Here is a 17,910-nt window from a genome sequence, read left to right on the forward strand (position 1 = left end):
AAACAAATAAAATCATAAAGTCCTTTTTATAAAAATTATGTTAAAGTAAAATTTAGATTATTTTTTGAGGAGTTTGGATGAATTTAGATATTATACTAGATTTTGCCAATAAAGCGTCTGATATTATAGCTAATAAGATTGTCCCAAATACAGACATTATTATGGTAGTTTTACTTATTGTTTGTGGGCTTTATTATAGTTTTTTAACTCGCTTTGTTCAGTTTCGTATGTTGAGTTCTGTATTTAAAATTCTTACAGAAAAAAACGAAGGACACACTAAAGAACATATTTCACCTTTTCAAGCATTGATGATCTCAACTGCTTCTAGAGTTGGTATAGGAAATATCGCTGGAATTTCTTTGGCATTGGCTACAGGTGGAGCTGGTGCTTTATTTTGGATGTGGGTTATGGCATTTTTTGGTGGTGCCTCAGCATTTGCTGAAAGTACCTTAGCTCAAGTTTACAAATCAAAAGATGATACAGGCGGGTTTAAAGGTGGTCCAGCTTATTATATAAAAAAAGCCTTAGGCTCACATTTTTTTGGAGCTTTTTTTGCTTTTATTCTTATTATTACTTATGCTTATGGATTTAACGGACTTCAAAGTCAAACAATGACTTCGTCTTTTAAAGTTTATTATGATATGTTTAATCCAAATGCTGCTGTAGATTTTGCATCAAGTTCTTGGCCAATGATTATTGGTATTGTTTTAACTATTTTTGGTGCATGGATGTTTTTTTCTCACCATACTAAAATAGGTAAAATTAGTTCTTTAATTGTTCCTTTTATGGCTTTAGCTTATGTTTTACTTGCCGTGATTGCTGTTTTAATGAATTTTGATAAAATTCCTTCTGTGGTTCATATGATTTTACAAAGTGCTTTTGATTTTAAAGCGATTTTTGGTGGTTTTGCTGGTTCTGCTTTAGTTATAGGGATTAAAAGAGGACTTTTTTCAAATGAAGCAGGTATGGGCTCGGCACCTAATGCAGCTGCAGCAGCTTTGACAAGTCATCCAGCTAAACAAGGTGTTATACAAGCCTTTTCAGTTTTAATTGATGTTGTTGTTTGTACAAGTTCTGGATTTTTAGTTCTTTTTTCTATGGCATATTTAGGACTTGGAGAAAGTAAAATCGATGGTGGAATGCCTTTAGTTCAAGAAGCTATGCGTGAGTATTATGGTAGCTTTGGAATCCATTTTATTACTATAGCTATTGTTCTTTTTGCAATAACTTCTTTAATAGGAAATTATTATTATGCTCAAGCTAATGTTAAATATTTAACAAATTCCAAATTTGTAATGAATTTGTTTAGAATTACAGCTGTAGCTATGATTTTTATAGGCTCGCAAATGAATTTAAAACTTGCTTGGAATTTGGCTGATTTGACTATGGCTTTCATGGCAACGACAAATATTATATCTTTATTGCTTTTAGGTGGTATAGTAAATAAAGTTTTAAAAGATTTTAATACGCAACAAAAATCTGGTATAGATCCTAAATTTAACGCTAGTAAACTTGGAATTAAAAACGCTGAATGTTGGGATTAAAATTCATAAGCCTTAATGGCTTATGAATGATTTAAAACCTTGTTTAAAAATTCTCTCAATCTTTCATTGCTAGGATTTTCAAATACTTCTTTAGGGCTTGCATCAACAGCAATTTTTCCTTTATCCATAAAAAATATACGATTGGCAACATTTCTAGCAAAACCCATTTCATGGGTTACCACAAGCATAGTTAAACCTTCTTTTGCAACATCTTTCATAATGCTTAGAACCTCGCCTATCATTTCAGGATCTAGAGCTGAAGTAGGCTCATCAAATAAAATAACATCAGGATTCATCATCAAGCTTCTAGCAATAGCTATGCGTTGTTTTTGTCCACCAGAGAGCTTATGGGGCATTATATTTTCTTTGTCTGCTAAACCCACCTTAGCAAGAAGTATTTTTGCTTTTTTTATGGCTTCTTCTTGACTTAAAATTCCTGTTTTAATGGGCGTTAAACATAAATTTTCCATAACATTTTTATTGGCAAAAAGATTAAAATGCTGAAATACCATGCTAACTTTTTGCCTGATCTTATTAATATCAATTTCTTTATCAAGTATGTTTTGCTTATTGATTAAAATTTCCCCACTATCAGCTAGTTCTAAGCGATTGATGCAGCGTAAAAATGTACTTTTTCCGCCTCCACTTGGACCTATGATAGCTATTACATCGCCTTTTGAGATTGTAGTGTTAATATTTTTTAAAACTTCTAATTCTCCATATTTTTTTTGTAAATTTTTAACTTCAATCATTTTTATTCATCCTAAGTTCAAGTTTTTTTGCAAAATAACTAAAAATTTTTACACTTACGTAATAAACAAGTCCAGTGAAAATAATAGGTTTTGGATTGTAAAGTACGGCTTGTAAGCTTTGACTTTGCATGGTAATATCAACAACACTAATAAATCCTACAACAGAAGTTTCCTTAAATAAAGAAATAAATTCATTAGCTAATGCAGGTAGAATGTTTTTAGTAGCCTGAGGAAGAATAATTTCTTTCATTGAAGTTTTGTAATCAAGTCCCATTGCTCTTGCAGCTTCCATTTGTCCTTTATCCACACTATTAATGCCACTTCTTACAATTTCTGCTATATAAGCCGAGCTATTAAGTCCTAGTGCAAGAATGGCTGCATAAAGGTTATCTATAAAAGTAAAAATTACAAAAGCAAAAATCATCAATTGTAAAATTACTGGTGTTCCTCGTATAATGTCTATATATTCATCTATAATAAAATTAAGTGTTTTAAATTTAGAGAAGCGTAAAATAGCTAAGCTAAAACCAATAATCACTCCGATAATAACAGCACAAGCAGTTAATAAAAGCGTAATAAGATAACTTTTTAAATAAGCTTTTGCATTTTCTGTATAGCCATAGCTTACAACTCCACTAGGATCTTGAATTTTTAATATTTCTATCGGGAAAGAAAAATAGCCCCATAAAATAATAATAACAAAAAAAACAAAAATTCTTATATTTTTCTGATTCAATTTGTAAACCTTTTCAGAGAAATTATTTAAAAAAAGATTTTATAGAAATATCTTTGAATTTTCTCTAAAGATTTAAAAAAATGTGTTAGAATTTCCCAAAAATAAGGTTGTATTTATGGAAATTTTAGATTTCATTCTAATAGTTATTTTTGTGTTTTTAATGATTGTTTTGGTCATAGGATTCAATCATCAAATGATGCAAAAAAACAAAGAAAGAGAAGAAAGATTTAAAAAATATAAAAAAGGAGAACAAAATGAGTAAAAAAGTATTAATTCCATTGGCTCAAGGTTTTGAAGAAGCTGAATTTATAGGAATTGCAGATGTTTTAAAACGAGCAAGAGAGTTAAATCCGGATTTGGAAGTTGTTATAGCTTCGCTAAATAGTGAGTTATTAGTAAAGGGTGCTAATGGCATTAGTATAAAAGCAGATTGTTCTATAGAGGATGTTGATATAGAAAATTTAGATGCCATTGCTTTGGCGGGTGGCTTTGAAGGTATGATGAATCTTAAGAATTCAAATATTATTTTAAATATCATTAAACAACTTCATAGCAACAATAAAATTGTTGCCGCAATCTGTGCTTCTCCTATAGTCTTAAATGAAGCAGGTGTTTTAGAGGGCGAGTTTGCTTGCTATCCTAGTTGTGAAGTTGGACTTAATGGAAATCGTGTTAATAAGGCTGTAGTTGTAAATAAAAATGTTATAACTTCAGCAGGTCCAGCTACGGCAATTCTTTTTGGTTTAGAACTAGCTAAAAAGTTATGCGGTGATGAAATTTATCAAAAATTATACGAGGGAATGTTGCTACCTCTGACAAAATAATTTAAATGGTAGTTTTTCTACCATTTAAATTAAAATAAAGCTTGAGGATTTTCTTTTTTTGTTTTTTCCTTAGGCAGTTCAAAACCTCCAAGCATATGAAAATGCAAATGAAAAACTTCTTGTCCGCTATTTTTTCCACAGTTTGTTACCAAGCGATATCCACTTTTATCTACGCCTAAAAGAACAGCTAGTTCTTGTATGAAACTTGTCATTTTGGCCATAAGTTCAGGATCAAATTCTTGAAAGTCTTTAAAATGTTTTTTAGGGATTATAAGTATATGTATGGGTGCTTTGGGTGCAATATCATGAAATGCTAGAAAATCGTCACTTTCAAGCACTTTATTGCATGGAAGTTTACCTTCAACTATGAGTTCAAAAATTGTTTTTTCTTGCATTATTTATCCTTTTTTATTGTTGGTTTGATACAATTATATCTTTAAAGTTTGGTTTTTATGCTGAATTTAAAATAGTTTTTAATAGAATTAGAACTTGAAATATTTTATTTTAAGGTAAGAAAATTGCAAAATTTTATAGAACAGATTCAAAAATGTGAGAATTTAAATGATTTGGAAGCCATTAGGATTTCCGTTCTTGGAAAAAAAGGTATTTTAACAGAAGGCTTTACAAAGCTTAAAGAGTTAGAAGATGAGGCGAAAAAAGAATTTGCTGCTAAACTAAATGCACAAAAAGAAATATTTAATGAGGCTTATTTAGCTAAATTTAAAGATTTGGAAAATCTTGCTTTAGAAGAAAGAATGAAACAAGATGCTTTAAATTTTAACTATTTTGATGAAAGTATTACAACAGGTGCCTTGCATCCTGTTATGAGCACCATGGATAAAATCATAGAGTATTTTATAGCTTTGAATTTTAGCATAGAAAAAGGGCCTTTAATAGAAGATGACTTTCATAATTTTGAAGCGTTGAATTTACCTAAATCTCACCCTGCAAGAGATATGCAAGATACCTTTTATTTTGATGATAAAAGGCTTTTAAGAACACAAACTTCGCCAGTGCAAATACGGACAATGCTTGCACAAAAACCTCCTATTAGGATGATAGCCCCTGGTGCTGTATTTAGAAGAGATTTTGATATTACGCATACTCCTATGTTTCATCAAGTTGAAGGCCTTGTAGTGGAAGAAGGGCAAAAGGTTAGCTTTGCAAATTTAAAAAGTGTATTGGAAGATTTTTTGCGTTATATGTTTGGAGATGTGAAAGTTCGTTTTCGTCCAAGTTTTTTCCCATTTACAGAACCTTCTGCTGAAGTTGATATTTCTTGTGTATTTTGCAAAGGAAAGGGTTGTAGAGTTTGCAAACATACAGGTTGGCTCGAAGTTTTAGGATGTGGAATAGTTGATCCTAATGTTTATAATTTTGTTGGTTATGAAAATGTAAGTGGCTATGCTTTTGGATTAGGAGTAGAGCGTTTTGCAATGCTTTTGCATCAAATTCCAGATTTAAGATCTTTATTTGAAGGTGATTTAAGATTATTGGAGCAGTTTAGATGATAATTACTAAAAGTTGGTTGAATGATTGGTTAGAACTTGAAGAAATAAGTTCAGATAAAATAGCTAAAACTTTAAATTCTATAGGTATAGAAGTTGATAGGGTTGGCGTTTTAAAGGCTCCAGATAAAGTTGTTGTAGGCTATGTTGAGGAAAAAATTAAACATGAAAATTCAGATAAATTAAGCATTTGTCAAGTTGATATCGGAAGTGAAACCTTGCAAATTGTCTGCGGTGCTGCGAATGTTGATGTAGGACAATTTGTAGCTGTTGCAACTAAAGGTGCTATCATGCCAAACGGTATGGAAATAAAAGAAGCAAAATTACGAGGAGTGGATTCTTGTGGTATGCTTTGTTCTAGTTTAGAATTGGGTTTTGAAAAAATCAATGAAGGAATTATGCTTTTAGATGAGAGTATAGGGAAATTAGAACTTGGGAGAGCTTTAAATACTTATGAAATTTTTAATGATGAGCTAATAGAAGTAGAACTTACTCCTAATAGGGGTGATTGTTTAAGTATTTATGGTATTGCTCGTGATTTAGCTACAGCTTTAAATTTAAATTTAAAAGAACCAAAACCATTCAAAGAAAGTGAAAATGTTTTGGGTATCGGTAGAATTTTGCGCTTAGCAGCTGAGAAAGAACTTAACGGACTTTATAATTATCGAGCTATAGAGCTAAAAGAAGAAATTCAAACAAATTTATTGCTTAGTTTAAGACTTGCTCAAATTGAAGGTTTGGGAAAAAATTCCATAGAAAATTTATTAAATTATGCAACGCATTCAACTGGTGTTCTTTTTAATGCTTATGATTTAAGTAGTTTTTCTGAAAAAGATGAAGAATTTACCATCAATTTAAGCAAGCAAATGCATGGAGAAACAAAAGTATCTTATAAAGATAAACTTTTAAGCTTTAGCGGAATTTTCCAAAATAATGAAAGTAGATGCAAAGATGATTCTAAAATAATTATTATTGAGGCTAATTATACCGATCCATTGGTAATTGCAGATGCTAAAATATATCATAAAGATCAAGATGAAAAAATGCTTTATAGAAGTTTTAGGGGAAGTGAGCCTAAATTAAATTTAGGAATGGATTTTTTACTTAGTATTTTTGAGCAGATTCCAAATCTTGTTATTTATAGTTCTTCTCAACAAATTTTAACCGACAAAGAATTACCAATCATACCAATAAGTATTGAAAGTATTGGCGATATAATAGGGCAAAATGTTGACAAAGATGAAGTATTAAAAATATTGAAAAAATTAGGTTTTGAACTCATACTTTCAGGCGAAGGGCTTATAAATGTTAAAGCACCTTTACATCGTCCTGATATTAAAAATTTATCAGATATTTGCGAGGAAGTTGTAAGAATTATAGGTATTGATAATATTGCTTCCAAGGGTTTAGAATTTGTAGAAAAAAATCGTTTAAATTTTACATATAAAAATTATATTGAGTTTTTAAATTTAAGGAAAAGAGCAGTAGCTAGTGGTTATTTTGAAAGCTTACATTATGTTTTAGACAATGAAGAAGAACTTAAAAAATTGGGTTTTGATTCTGTTAAATTAAAACTAATCAATCCAATTACAGCAGAACTTAATACTTTAAGAACAACCCTTTTAAATCATTTATTGAATGCAGCAAGTTTAAATGCAAAAAATTCTAAAAAAATTATTAAACTTTTTGAACTAGGGGTTGTTTTCAATGTCAATAATCAAGAATTAAATCGTATCGCATTTATCCATTCTGGCTTAAAAGAAGAAGCTAAAATTTCTAATAAGGCAAAACCTGAATCGGTGCAATTTTATGATTTTCTTTTAGACATTAAAAATATTATAGGCGATTTTAAACTAAAATCATCAAAATATAATATTTTAAGCCCTTATGAACAAGCAGATATTTATCTATCGGATATTAAAGTAGGTTTTATAGGCCGTTTGCATTTAAAAATAGAAAATGAGAGGGATTTGCCAAAAACATATATTTGCGAACTTGATTTAGATTTAATTAAGCAAGATTTTAAAATAGCTAAGCCTTACTCCAAATTCCCAGCTATCACTAGAGATCTTAGCGTGTTAATACCTAAAGGTTTTGAATACAATCAGATTAAAAATTGTATCGAAGAATTGAATTTAGAAATACTTGAAAATTTTCGTTTAGTTGATATTTATAGTGATGAAAACCTTAAAGAATTTTATAGCATTACTATGAGTTTTTCTTTTAGAGATATAAATAAAACTCTAGAAGATAATCAAGTAAATGAATGCATGGGTAAAATTTTAAATACTCTTAAAAATTTAGGTCTTGATTTAAGATGAAAATTTACAAATTGCAAACCTCTATAAATGCTATACTTGAAAATATAGCAGCAGATAAAAGCATATCTCATCGTTTTGCTATATTTTCGCTTTTAACACAAGAAGAAAATAAGGCTCAAAATTATCTCTTAGCTCAAGATACTTTAAACACTCTTGAAATTATAAAAAATCTTGGAGCTAAAATTGAACAAAAAGATTCTTGCGTCAAAATTATACCCCCTAAAGAAATTTTATCTCCAAATTGTATTTTAGACTGTGGAAATTCAGGAACCGCTATGCGTTTGATGATAGGATTTTTAGCAGGAATTTCTGGTTTTTTTGTTTTAAGTGGAGATAAGTATTTGAATAATCGTCCTATGAGAAGGATAAGCAAACCACTTACTCAAATAGGCGCTAGAATTTATGGAAGAAATGAGGCAAATTTAGCTCCACTTTGTATAGAAGGTCAAAAATTAAAAGCTTTTAACTATAAAAGCGAAATTTCTTCGGCTCAAGTTAAAACAGCTATGATTTTATCTGCTTTTAGAGCTGATAATATATGCACTTTTAGTGAAATTTCTCTTAGTCGAAATCATAGTGAAAACATGCTAAAGGCTATGAAAGCTCCAATAAGGGTTAGTAATGATGGCTTAAGTCTTGAAATAAGTCCTTTAAAAAAACCTTTAAAAGCTCAAAATATAATCATTCCTAATGATCCTTCTTCGGCTTTTTATTTTGTTTTAGCAGCTATTATTTTGCCTAAATCTCAAATTATTTTAAAAAATATTTTACTTAATCCTACTCGTATAGAGGCGTATAAAATTTTGCAAAAAATGGGTGCCAAACTTGAAATGACAATAACTCAAAATGATTTTGAAACTATTGGTGAGATCAGGGTGGAGTCTAGCAAGCTTAATGGCATAGAAGTTAAAGATAATATCGCTTGGTTGATAGATGAAGCGCCTGCTTTGGCTATAGCTTTTGCTTTGGCTAAGGGTAAATCTAGTTTAATAAATGCTAAAGAATTACGCGTTAAAGAAAGCGATAGAATTACTGCGATGGTTGAAAATCTAAAGCTTTGTGGTGTTGAAGCTAGAGAACTTGATGATGGTTTTGAAATAGAAGGTGGATGCGAACTAAAATCTTCAAAAATTAAAAGCTATGGAGATCACCGTATTGCTATGAGTTTTGCTATTTTAGGTTTGCTTTGTGGAGTTGAAATTGATGATAGTGATTGTATAAAAACTTCTTTTCCAAATTTTATAGAGATTTTATCAAATTTAGGAGCTAGGATTGATTATTGAATTAGCAAAAAACTATGGTTTTTGTTTTGGTGTTAAAAGAGCTATTAAAAAAGCAGAACAAATAAAAGATGCCGCAACTATAGGTCCTCTTATTCATAATAACGAAGAAATTTCTCGTTTACAAAAAAATTTTAATGTCAAAACTTTGGAAAATATAAAAGCTTTAAGCAATGAAAAAAAGGCTATTATAAGAACTCATGGTATTACAAAGCAAGATTTAGAAGAATTGAGAAAAAAAGATATAGAAATTTTTGATGCCACTTGTCCTTTTGTTACAAAGCCACAACAAATTTGCGAGCAAATGAGCAAGGAGGGTTATGAAGTTGTTATTTTTGGAGATGAAAATCATCCCGAAGTTAAAGGAGTAAAAAGTTATGTAAGCACAAAAGCTTATGTAGTTTTGGATAAAAAAGATCTTCAACATATAAAACTTCCTAATAAAATAGCTGTAGTAAGCCAAACAACTAAGAAGCCTGAACATTTTATGGAGATAGTAAATTTTTTAATACTTAAAACCAAAGAAGTAAGAGTTTTTAATACTATATGTGATGCAACTTTTAAAAATCAAGATGCTATTAAAGAACTCTCGCTTAAAAGTGATGTTATGGTTGTTGTAGGGGGTAAAAACTCAGCCAATACAAAACAACTTTTTTTGATTGCAAAAACTAATTGTGAAGATAGTTATCTAATTGAAACCGAAGAAGAGTTAAAAAAAGAATGGTTTTTAGATAAAAAACATTGTGGTATTAGCGCAGGCGCTAGTACTCCTGATTGGATCATACAAAAAGTTATCGCCAAAATAGAAAATTTTAAAATTAATTAAAAAATGTTTTCAATATAGAATAAAAAAGTCAAAAATTTAAAAAAAATTAATAAAAATAAAAAAACTTAACACTAATTAAAGAAAAATAAGGTAAAATCAATCAATTTCTAAAAATTATTTTAAAGGACCATAATGAGCGAGGTGAACAAAAAAGTTCAAGGCGGCGTAGATGATTATCTTGAGGAAGAAGATTTTGGACTGCTTTTAGAGGCTTTCGATAAATCAAGAGAAGAGACTACAACAGAGGGTGTGATTGTAGAGATTAAAAATGATGAAGTTTATGTAGATATAGGCAAAAAATCTGAAGGTATTTTAGCTCTTAGTGAAATACAAGATGATAATTCTAAGCTATTATTTAATGTAGGCGATAGTATTAAAGTTGCTGTTATGGGTTCTCGTGGTGGCAGATCTTTACTTTCTCATAAAAAAGCTTTGAGAAAAGAAAAAGTTATTGAATTTATTAAAAACTATCAAGAAAATCAAGATGATATTTTTACCGTAAAAGTAGTTGGAAAAAATAAAGGCGGATTGATAGTTGTTGATGAAAATGATGTTGAATTTTTCTTGCCAAAATCTCAATATGGCTTCAAAGAAACAAATAACATTATAGGCAAAACGTTTAAAGTTAAAATTATTAAAATCGACAAAGATGAGCAAAGTATCATTGTTTCTCGTAAAAAAACTTTAGATGAGGAGAGAAGAAAACGCAAAGAATTGATCAATAATGTAGCACAACAAGAAGATTTAATTGAAGGTATTGTGAAAAAAATTACCACCTATGGTATGTTTGTAGATGTAGGAGGTGTTGATGGCCTTGTTCATTACAGCGAAATTTCTTACAAAGGACCTGTAAATCCTGGAACACTTTATAAAGAGGGTGATAAAGTTCCAGTTAAAGTTATAAAGTATGATAAAGAACGCAAGCATTTATCCTTATCTATAAAAGCGGCTTTACCTGATCCATGGAGTGAGATAAAAGATACTCTTGATGTAGGTGATACCATTAAAGTAATAGTATCAAATATAGAGCCTTACGGTGCTTTTGTGGATTTAGGAAATGATATAGAAGGATTTTTACATATCAGTGAAATTTCTTGGGATAAAAATATTAAAAATCCAAAAGATTATATCAACAAAGGCCAAGAAATTGATGTTGAAGTAATTGAAATCAATCCAAATGAAAGACGCTTAAGAGTTTCTTTAAGAAATTTACTTTCTAGACCTTTTGATGAATTTATGAAATCTTACAAAATTGCAGATGTGGTTGAGGGAGAAATTACCTCAGTAACTTCTTTTGGTGCGTTTGTTAGACTTGGCGGTATTGAAGGTTTGTTGCATAATGAAGATGCTTCTTGGGATAGAAATGATAAATGCAAAGACAAATTCTCTCAAGGGGATAAAATCAAAGTAAAAATTATCAAAATAGATGAAGAAAACCAAAAAATATCATTAAGCACAAAAGAATTAAGTAGCTCTCCAGTTCAAGAATATGCCAAAATTCATAAAGTCGGCGATATTGTAAAAGGCACTATCCGTGATATTAAAGATTTTGGCGTTTTTGTAGAGCTAAGTAAAAATGTTGATGCTTTAATTCATAAAGAAGATATAAGCACTTCTATGCTTGAAAATTTAAAAATTGGCAACGATATTGAAGCTGCTATAGTTTTTATTGATGAAAAGAAAAATAGAATTCGCCTAAGTGTTAAAAATCTTATTAGAATGAAAGAAAGAGAAGTTCTTAATGAAATCAATAATGATGATAAAGTAACCTTAGGTGATATCATTAAAGATCAACTAACTTAATGAAAAAATACTTTACAATAAGCATTTTGAGTATTTTATTACTCATTTTGCTTGCTGTTGTTTTTACATTACTTTGGCAATTTAAAGCTAATGTAAATTTCATTCCACAATTTGCTAAAGATACAAATACGCAGCCAAGCATTCAAGCTCAAAATCAAGATCTTTCATGGCAAGAAGAATTAGCAAAATGGCCTACAAGAGATTTTACCCCAGCAGCAGAAAAATTTACCTTATATTTTAATGTGGATACTAGCGAGCTTAAGGAGAAAAATAAATATTATCAACTTATAGTTGGAAAATATGATATTTACTCTATGTTTTGCTTAAGACAGACTTTAAATTCTTTTAATGTGAAGTATTTTCTTCTTAAATCAGGCGATAGTCCAGAAATCTTTTTGGATACAGGTAATGAAAAACTTATAGATGATATTATCAAAGAATTAAAAAAATATAAAATAAATACAGAAGTAAAGGAAATTTGGCTATGAAAAAAAAGATTATAGTATGTGATGCTATTTTGGATAAAGGTGTCGATATTCTAAGAAAAGCTGAAGATATTGAGCTTATAGAAGCTGCAAAAGTTCCAAAAGATGAACTTATGCAAATGCTAAGTGATGTTGAAGTTGCTATTACTAGAAGTTCTACGGATATAGATGTAAATTTCTTAAATCATGCCAAAAAATTAAAAGCGCTTGTGCGTGCTGGGGTGGGCGTAGATAATGTTGATATTCCAGAGTGTTCTAAAAGAGGAGTGATTGTGATGAATGTCCCAACTGCAAATACTATTGCCGCAGTTGAACTAACAATGGCACATCTTTTAACATCAGCTAGAAGCTTTGTCAATGCTCATAATTTTTTAAAAATTGAAAGAAAATGGGAAAGAGAAAAATGGTATGGCATTGAATTGATGAACAAAACGCTAGGGGTTATAGGTTTTGGAAATATAGGTTCAAGAGTGGCTATCCGTGCTAAAGCATTTGGTATGAAAATTTTAGCCTACGATCCGTATATTTCTGCTTCTAAGATTACAGATTTAGATATGGAGCAAGCAAAAAATTTGGATGAAATTTTAGAAAAAAGTGATTTTATTACCATTCACACACCAAAAACCAAAGAAACCAATGGTATGATAGGAAAGCAAGAAATTGCAAAAATGAAAGATGGAATAAGATTAATAAATTGTGCTCGCGGAGGATTGTACACAGAAGAGGCTTTATATGAAGGTTTAAAAAGTGGTAAAATAGCATGGCTTGGTATAGATGTATTCGATAAAGAACCTGCGACTAATCATCCTCTTTTAGACTTTGAAAATATTTCAGTTACTTCTCACCTAGGAGCAAATACTTTAGAAAGTCAAGACAATATCGCAAGAGAAGCTTGTGAGCAAGCGCTAAGTGCAGCACGAGGCGTAGCTTATCCTAATGCCTTAAATTTACCAATTAAAACTGAAGATTTACCACCTTTTGTGGCTCCTTATATAGAACTTGTTTCTAAAATGGCTTTTTTAGCTGTTCAAATTGATAAAAATCCGATAAAAAGTATTAAATTAGAGGCCGAAGGAATTATTGGCGAGTATGCAAATTCTATGCTAACCTTTGCAGCTGTTGGTGCTTTGGGTGGAATTTTAGGAGAAAAAATTAATTATGTTAATGCAGAATTTGTAGCCAAGGAAAAAGGAGTTGAATTATCTTGCGAAACTCTTCCAAATAGTGGTTATAATAATAAACTTAGCGTTAAAATTATCACCGAAAATTCAAATATCAGTGTTTCAGGAACAGTGTTTAATGAAAATGAACAACGTATAGTTGGATTAAATGGCTTTAAAACTGATTTTAAGCCAAAAGGGAAAATGATTATTTTTAAAAACAAAGACATACCAGGAGTTATAGCTAAAATCAGTTCTGTCTTGGCAGCTAAAAATATCAACATAGCTGATTTTAGGCTTGGCAGAGATGGTTTTGGGTATGCTTTGGCTGTTGTTTTGATTGATGAAAAAGTTCAAAAAGAAGTATTAGATGAACTAAAACAATTAGAGGCGTGTGTATTTGTCCAATATGTTGAAATTTAAAATTTTAATTATAGAAGATGATATAGATTTAAACGAGCTGCTTGTTTTAAAGTTAAAATCTAGTGGTTATGAAGTTATATCTTTAGTAGATTTTTTTGGAGTTGAAGATTTGCTTGATAATGAGCAAATCGATCTTTTAATAGTCGATAGAAATTTGCCAAGTGGAGATTCTTTAGAAAAAATTCAAGATTTAAGAGAGCAAGGATACAAAGAAGCAGTTATTTTTCTTACAGCCAAGGCTTTGCATCAAGATTTGCTCGAAGGCTTTGAAAGTGGTTGTGATGATTATGTTTGCAAACCTTTTGATTTTAATGAGCTTTTGCTTCGCATTAAAGCAATTTTAAAACGCCATAAAAAAGAAGAAGAAAAACTATCTTTTGGTGATTTTATTTTGGATTTACCCAATTATGAATTTTTTTATAAAAATCAAAAATTAGAAATCTCAAATCTTGACTATGAGCTTTTAAAATGTTTTTTTGAAAATCCAAATACCTTGCTTGCTAGACAATTTTTAAGCGAAAGTGTTTGGAAAGATGATACTACAAGTGATAAAACAATCAATATAGCTCTAACAAGACTTAGAAATAAATTTCCAAAACTAAAAGATCATATTATAAGTGTTAGGGGTGTTGGCTATAAATTATGCTAAAAACTAAAAATATTTTTATAGTTTTTTTTGTTGTATTGGCTTTGATTTTTGGGTTTATTTTTTATACTTTTACTAACTCTTATCTTAATTTCTTGCTTACAAAACAATATGAACAAAAAATCAAAAGCCTTGATGATGTTTTAAAATTTTCTCTCTTAGAGCATTTAAATGATGCTAATATCAAGGATTTTGCTAAAGATACTAGGGCTGATTTTATTATCCTAAACAATGATATGAAAATAAGTTCTGTAAAAAATCCTAATTTTTTTTCTAATCTTAAAGAAGGAGAAATTTTAAATTTTAATTCAAAAAAAATTCTTACTAAAAGCTTTATTTACAAAGGATATAAATATATTATTATTGTTTATCCTCGTTTTTTAGATTTAGAACTTTTTTGGACAAAAATAGCAATCGGTTTTGGAGTGTGCTTGCTGTTTGTTTTTATTTTAATGTTGTTGTTAGGTAGAAGAATAGAGAAAAATTTTAATAAAATTTTGGATTTTTTGGATTCTATAGGGGATCATAAAGTTGTTATATTAGAAAAAGGAATGTTTAAAGAATTTAATTTGCTAAATGAGAAACTTTTAAAAACTAAGGAGAAAATTCTAAAGAATACCCAAAAAAATAAAAAACAAAGCGATAAAATTACTTTAAAAAATACTCAGCTTGCTAGCGTGATTTCTGCTATTTCTCATGAGCTTAAAAATCCATTAAGCGTGATTGATCTTAGCTTAGAGATGCTAAAAGACGAGGAATTGGAAGATAAAAAATTAAAAAAGGAATTGCTAGAAAAAATTTCGCGCCAAAGCATTAAACTTAATGCTTTGACCCATAAGCTTAATTTTGTTTTTAATCTTAATAGTGAAGCCTTGCAAATGCAAGAATTTGATCTTTTTTCTCTGTGTGAAAAAATTACTAAAAACCCAGGCTTTGAAAGAGTTGTATTGCAAGGTAAAAGCACGAAAGTTAAGGCTGATGAATTTTTAATCGAGCAAGTGATTATAAATTTGCTTTCCAATGCTTTAAAATATAGTCAAAAAGAAGTCATTTTAACAGCAAGAGATCAAAAGATAATAGTCCAAGATTTTGGAAAAGGCATAGAAGAAGATAAAATAAAATTGATTACAAAAAAATTTTATAAAATTGATGTAAAAAGTGATAATTCTTTTGGTTTGGGACTTTTTTTAGTAAAGAAAATTTTAAATATACATAAAAGTTATCTTGAAATTTCTAGCACTTTAGGCTATGGTTCTAGTTTTAGCTTTAAACTCAGTCAAGGATAAAAAATGGCTCTTATAGATTTAATTGAAGCTTCAAAAAAATTTGGAGACAAAATAGTTTTAAATGAAGCAAATTTTAGTGCAAACGAGGGAGAAAAGATTGCTATTATAGGGAAAAATGGAGAAGGAAAATCTACTTTTTTAAAAACGCTTTTAGGCACACTTCCTTTAGATAGCGGTAGAGTAATAAGACAAAATGGAAAAAGCATAGCCATGCTTTCACAAACCGTTGATTTTAATGCAAATTTAAGTGTAAAAGAAGCTATCAAGCAAGAGCTTGCAGAAATTTACAATGCCTTAGAAGAATATGAAATACTGCATAAAAAATTAGAAGAAGATCCTAATAATAAAGATCATCTTAAAAAAATAGATACACTTATGACTTTGATTGATAGTAAAGATGCTTGGAATATAGAATCTAAAATAATACGCGTTTTAAAAGAATTTAGTTTGCTTGAGTATGAAAATCGCATTATATCTACTCTAAGTGGCGGAGAGATACGCCGCGTTGGACTTTGCATACTTTTACTAAAAAATCCTGATATTTTATTGCTTGATGAACCAACTAATCATTTAGATGTATATATGACAAGCTTTTTGGAAGAATTGCTAAAAAATTCAAAGATGTGTGTGATTTTTATTTCCCATGATAGATATTTTATTGACGCTATAGCGCACAAGTGTGTAGAAGTAGAGCAGGGTAAACTTAGTATTTTTAAAGGCGGATATGCAAACTATTTAGAGAAAAAAACACAAATTTTGCAAAGCCTTGCTAAGAGCCATGAAACTCTTTTAAAGCAATTAAAAAGCGAAGAAGAATGGCTTAGAAGAGGGGTTAAAGCAAGACTTAAAAGAAATGAAGGACGAAAAGAACGCATTTTTAAAATGCGTGAAGAAGCGAAAAAAAATCCCGGAGCAATCAAACGCTTAAAACTTGAAATTTCAAGAGCGGCTTTAAATTTTAATGGAGAAAAAACGATCAATCGTAAAAAAATGCTTTTTGAGCTTAAAAATATAAGCAAAAATATAAACAATAAAAATCTTTTTAAAGATTTTTCAACGCGTGTTTTACAAGGTGAACGCATAGCTATCGTAGGAAGAAATGGTTGTGGAAAATCGACATTGTTAAAAATTCTTATAGGGCAAATAAAACAAGATAGCGGTGAAATAAAACGCGGAGAGCTTAAGATAGGATATTTTGATCAGGCTAGAAGCTTGGTAAATTCTGATAAAAGCTTGCTTGAAATTTTTTGTCCCAATGGAGGAGATAGGGTTGAAGTTCGTGGTAAAAATATGCATGTTTATGGATATTTGAAAAATTTTTTATTTCCTAAGGAATTTTTAGATAAAAGCGTAGCTCTTTTAAGTGGCGGAGAGAAAAATCGCGTTGCTTTAGCCTTGCTTTTTACTAAAGAATATGATGTTTTGATTTTAGATGAGCCAACTAATGATCTTGATATAGCTACGATTAATATATTAGAAGAATATTTACTCAGTTTTGAAGGGGCTATTTTGCTAGTATCACACGATAGATATTTTGTTGATAAAATCGCAACAAAACTTTATACTTTTGAGGGAAATGGATATATAAATATTTTACACACTCTTTATACTGAATATCTTGAAAATGAAAAAGAAATTGAAGAATTGGATAATTTTGCTTTAGAGCTTCAAACCCAAGAGCAAAATAATAACCAAAAAGAAAAAAGCTCTAAAAAATTGAGCTACAAAGAAAATGAGATATTAAAAAACCATCCTGAAAAAATAGATTTTTTAGAGCAAAAGATAGCTAAATTAAATCAAGATTTATCCGATCCAAATGTATATCAAGAAATAGGTATTAACAAGCTTTATCAAGAACTTGAAGTAATGCAAAAAGAACTTGAAATTCTAGAAAATGAGTATTTTTTAGTATTAGAGAAAAGCGAGAATTTATAATTAAAAAAAATTTTATATTTTTTTACTCTATGGAGCGGGAAACGAGATTCGAACTCGCGACCCCAACCTTGGCAAGGTTGTGCTCTTCCCCTGAGCTATTCCCGCAAAAAATAAGTGGCGCCCGAGGTCGTAGTGTGATTTATAGTTAAAATACCTAAAATAACATACTTTAAAAATTAATAATACAAATAACATATACTTTAACATATACTTTTTAAATAATAAAATTTTTCAAATATAGAAATTCAATAGAAAGGAGAGAAGTTTAGTTAAAAAGTTTGTTGGGTAAGCCACAAGGAGAAATTCACCCCCAAAGGGGCAAGGCTAATAAGCCTTGACAGTAATTATACAAATTAGTATAATTATAAGTATGAGTCGTGT

General features: G+C 29.8%; 16 protein-coding genes and 1 tRNA gene. 13 read left to right on the forward strand and 4 right to left on the reverse strand.

The features are described 5' to 3' along the window. The first annotated feature begins 77 nt into the window (after positions 1–77). Positions 78–1,544: a sodium:alanine symporter family protein gene (locus ELQ12_RS02045; protein WP_002861600.1), complete on the forward strand. Its 1,467-nt coding sequence runs from the start codon at positions 78–80 to the stop codon at positions 1,542–1,544. Between the two features lie 20 nt (positions 1,545–1,564). Here ELQ12_RS02045 and ELQ12_RS02050 read toward each other — a convergent pair whose 3' ends face one another. Both ELQ12_RS02050 and ELQ12_RS02055 read right to left on the reverse strand, forming a co-directional pair. Further along, positions 1,565–2,296 carry an amino acid ABC transporter ATP-binding protein gene (locus tag ELQ12_RS02050; protein WP_070282867.1) on the reverse strand — a complete coding sequence of 244 codons (732 nt, stop codon included), beginning with the start codon at positions 2,294–2,296 and terminating at the stop codon, positions 1,565–1,567. Then, entirely contained in the window at positions 2,289–3,032 is a 744-nt protein-coding gene (locus ELQ12_RS02055) for an amino acid ABC transporter permease (RefSeq protein WP_002861598.1), read from the reverse strand. Before ELQ12_RS02055 ends, ELQ12_RS02050 begins: the two co-directional genes overlap by 8 nt. 82 nt (positions 3,033–3,114) lie before the next feature. Between ELQ12_RS02055 and ELQ12_RS02060 the strand changes: the two genes are divergently transcribed. Both ELQ12_RS02060 and ELQ12_RS02065 read left to right on the forward strand, forming a co-directional pair. After that, positions 3,115–3,294 (forward strand): hypothetical protein, encoded by a 180-nt coding sequence (locus ELQ12_RS02060; RefSeq protein ID WP_010891894.1) that lies wholly within the window; start codon positions 3,115–3,117, stop codon positions 3,292–3,294. After that, a complete protein-coding gene (locus ELQ12_RS02065) occupies positions 3,287–3,856 on the forward strand; it encodes a DJ-1 family glyoxalase III (protein ID WP_004305949.1) in 570 nt (189 codons plus the stop codon). Before ELQ12_RS02060 ends, ELQ12_RS02065 begins: the two co-directional genes overlap by 8 nt. A 29-nt stretch (positions 3,857–3,885) precedes the next feature. Here the strand turns inward: ELQ12_RS02065 and ELQ12_RS02070 are convergent, their stop codons facing one another. Further along, positions 3,886–4,251, reverse strand: coding sequence for a histidine triad nucleotide-binding protein (locus ELQ12_RS02070; RefSeq protein WP_002857192.1), 366 nt, complete (start codon positions 4,249–4,251; stop codon positions 3,886–3,888). A 123-nt stretch (positions 4,252–4,374) separates the two neighbouring features. Between ELQ12_RS02070 and pheS the strand changes: the two genes are divergently transcribed. The 10 genes from pheS to abc-f all read left to right on the forward strand — a co-directional run bounded on the left by pheS (position 4,375) and on the right by abc-f (position 17,529). Continuing rightward, a complete protein-coding gene (pheS, locus tag ELQ12_RS02075; RefSeq protein WP_002852567.1) occupies positions 4,375–5,367 on the forward strand; it encodes a phenylalanine--tRNA ligase subunit alpha in 993 nt (330 codons plus the stop codon). After that, complete coding sequence (gene pheT, locus ELQ12_RS02080; RefSeq protein WP_072224016.1) at positions 5,364–7,685, forward strand: phenylalanine--tRNA ligase subunit beta; 2,322 nt, start codon at positions 5,364–5,366, stop codon at positions 7,683–7,685. The genes pheS and pheT overlap by 4 nt, the downstream gene beginning before the upstream one ends. Continuing rightward, on the forward strand, positions 7,682–8,968 hold the full coding sequence (gene aroA, locus ELQ12_RS02085) for a 3-phosphoshikimate 1-carboxyvinyltransferase (protein WP_072224017.1): 1,287 nt from the start codon (positions 7,682–7,684) through the stop codon (positions 8,966–8,968). Before pheT ends, aroA begins: the two co-directional genes overlap by 4 nt. After that, a complete protein-coding gene (locus ELQ12_RS02090; protein ID WP_126219861.1) occupies positions 8,958–9,791 on the forward strand; it encodes a 4-hydroxy-3-methylbut-2-enyl diphosphate reductase in 834 nt (277 codons plus the stop codon). Before aroA ends, ELQ12_RS02090 begins: the two co-directional genes overlap by 11 nt. 132 nt (positions 9,792–9,923) lie before the next feature. Further along, positions 9,924–11,594 (forward strand): 30S ribosomal protein S1, encoded by a 1,671-nt coding sequence (locus tag ELQ12_RS02095; RefSeq protein WP_052858649.1) that lies wholly within the window; start codon positions 9,924–9,926, stop codon positions 11,592–11,594. Beyond that, the gene (locus tag ELQ12_RS02100) at positions 11,594–12,082 is read left to right on the forward strand and encodes a hypothetical protein (RefSeq protein ID WP_044779236.1); all 489 of its coding nucleotides are present in this window, start codon (positions 11,594–11,596) and stop codon (positions 12,080–12,082) included. Before ELQ12_RS02095 ends, ELQ12_RS02100 begins: the two co-directional genes overlap by 1 nt. Then, on the forward strand, positions 12,079–13,662 hold the full coding sequence (gene serA, locus ELQ12_RS02105) for a phosphoglycerate dehydrogenase (protein ID WP_002861589.1): 1,584 nt from the start codon (positions 12,079–12,081) through the stop codon (positions 13,660–13,662). The genes ELQ12_RS02100 and serA overlap by 4 nt, the downstream gene beginning before the upstream one ends. Beyond that, the gene (locus ELQ12_RS02110) at positions 13,649–14,311 is read left to right on the forward strand and encodes a response regulator transcription factor (RefSeq protein WP_070243233.1); all 663 of its coding nucleotides are present in this window, start codon (positions 13,649–13,651) and stop codon (positions 14,309–14,311) included. The genes serA and ELQ12_RS02110 overlap by 14 nt, the downstream gene beginning before the upstream one ends. Continuing rightward, positions 14,305–15,594, forward strand: a complete 1,290-nt coding sequence (locus ELQ12_RS02115) for a HAMP domain-containing sensor histidine kinase (RefSeq protein ID WP_052949407.1) — start codon at positions 14,305–14,307, stop codon at positions 15,592–15,594. The genes ELQ12_RS02110 and ELQ12_RS02115 overlap by 7 nt, the downstream gene beginning before the upstream one ends. Before the next feature lie 3 nt (positions 15,595–15,597). Further along, on the forward strand, positions 15,598–17,529 hold the full coding sequence (abc-f, locus tag ELQ12_RS02120; RefSeq protein ID WP_070243232.1) for a ribosomal protection-like ABC-F family protein: 1,932 nt from the start codon (positions 15,598–15,600) through the stop codon (positions 17,527–17,529). A 30-nt stretch (positions 17,530–17,559) separates the two neighbouring features. Here abc-f and ELQ12_RS02125 read toward each other — a convergent pair. Beyond that, positions 17,560–17,634, reverse strand: a tRNA-Gly gene (locus ELQ12_RS02125). Between the last annotated feature and the right edge of the window lie 276 nt (positions 17,635–17,910).

Origin of the sequence: Campylobacter sp. US25a, from assembly GCF_004379075.1 — a bacterium.
Lineage (GTDB): Bacteria > Campylobacterota > Campylobacteria > Campylobacterales > Campylobacteraceae > Campylobacter_D > Campylobacter_D jejuni.

Bases quoted from the DNA above. Each gene is read 5' to 3' on its own strand.
- ELQ12_RS02045 (WP_002861600.1), top strand. From the start codon at position 78: ATGAATTTAGATATTATACTAGATTTTGCCAATAAAGCGTCTGATATT.
- ELQ12_RS02050 (WP_070282867.1), bottom strand. From the start codon at position 2,296: ATGATTGAAGTTAAAAATTTACAAAAAAAATATGGAGAATTAGAAGTT.
- ELQ12_RS02065 (WP_004305949.1), top strand. From the start codon at position 3,287: ATGAGTAAAAAAGTATTAATTCCATTGGCTCAAGGTTTTGAAGAAGCT.
- ELQ12_RS02070 (WP_002857192.1), bottom strand. From the start codon at position 4,251: ATGCAAGAAAAAACAATTTTTGAACTCATAGTTGAAGGTAAACTTCCA.
- pheT (WP_072224016.1), top strand. From the start codon at position 5,364: ATGATAATTACTAAAAGTTGGTTGAATGATTGGTTAGAACTTGAAGAA.
- aroA (WP_072224017.1), top strand. From the start codon at position 7,682: ATGAAAATTTACAAATTGCAAACCTCTATAAATGCTATACTTGAAAAT.
- ELQ12_RS02095 (WP_052858649.1), top strand. From the start codon at position 9,924: ATGAGCGAGGTGAACAAAAAAGTTCAAGGCGGCGTAGATGATTATCTT.
- ELQ12_RS02100 (WP_044779236.1), top strand. From the start codon at position 11,594: ATGAAAAAATACTTTACAATAAGCATTTTGAGTATTTTATTACTCATT.
- serA (WP_002861589.1), top strand. From the start codon at position 12,079: ATGAAAAAAAAGATTATAGTATGTGATGCTATTTTGGATAAAGGTGTC.
- ELQ12_RS02110 (WP_070243233.1), top strand. From the start codon at position 13,649: ATGTTGAAATTTAAAATTTTAATTATAGAAGATGATATAGATTTAAAC.
- ELQ12_RS02115 (WP_052949407.1), top strand. From the start codon at position 14,305: ATGCTAAAAACTAAAAATATTTTTATAGTTTTTTTTGTTGTATTGGCT.
- abc-f (WP_070243232.1), top strand. From the start codon at position 15,598: ATGGCTCTTATAGATTTAATTGAAGCTTCAAAAAAATTTGGAGACAAA.